This is a genomic window from Clostridium sartagoforme AAU1 (assembly GCF_000401215.1).
Classification (GTDB): domain Bacteria; phylum Bacillota; class Clostridia; order Clostridiales; family Clostridiaceae; genus Clostridium; species Clostridium sartagoforme.
In genome coordinates this window covers 1-822 of record NZ_ASRV01000271.1, presented here as the reverse complement: position 1 = coordinate 822, position 822 = coordinate 1, and the positions used below count along the sequence as shown (strand labels likewise).

The 822-nt window shown below is 25.8% G+C and carries 1 protein-coding gene; it reads right to left on the bottom strand.

Features of this window, described 5'->3' with window-relative positions:
* Window positions 1-227: 227 nt before the first annotated feature.
* Window positions 228-449: a hypothetical protein gene (locus A500_RS19065; RefSeq protein WP_016209209.1), complete on the bottom strand. Its 222-nt coding sequence runs from the start codon at window positions 447-449 to the stop codon at window positions 228-230.
* Window positions 450-822 lie beyond the last annotated feature (373 nt).

The following is an 822-nucleotide window of genomic DNA, read 5'->3' as shown; positions in this document are numbered from 1 at the left end:
TTATATTAACATACAGATAAATATCTTTTGTTTTATTATACCATTAACAAAATTAATAAAATATCTTGATTTACTAAAATAAAATCACACTTTCGTTTGTTAATTTAATTTTATCAAATTTAAAAGACTAAAAATACTACTTGTATCCCTAGCCTTCTCATTAATAATTAAAATTCATACCCATATCTGTCAGTTAAATTAAATCTTATCACCTGACCTTCTCAGTTCTACTTACTAAAAAACACATCTGCAGATTTACTGCAATATCCACAATTTAAAGGCTCATAAAACCCACCCTTATCTAACAAATCAAAACCTTCGGAATATATAGTTAGTATAGAACCAGTTGCTTCTCCACAATATGGACAACAATATGTACATTCCACTATAGCAGAGTAATCGTTTTTAGATTGCACATTATATTTTCCACCCCAAACCCTTCTGTTCATAATTTTTCCTCCCTTCAAAATTCCTATTTATCGAGTACAATTTAATACAGTTGTCCACTTTCCTTATAACTATTATTATAAACTAAAAATTATAATATCACCATATATTTTCCATTTATTTTATCTTAGATTTGTTCAATTATTTTACTATAGAAAATTTTATTGTTTACAAAGATGTTATATCTCTAATTATTATGATAATGTTATAAACACTATAATTAAATTATAAGCCCCAATATGATAGAATATCTTCAGTTGAGCCTGGTAAGAAACTGTTATTAGATACTATAATTACAAATCTCATTAAACTAATTTTATAATGATTCACTCCATAGGCTCTTAGTGGCCTTTATTTATATTGGGTATTCTTTGT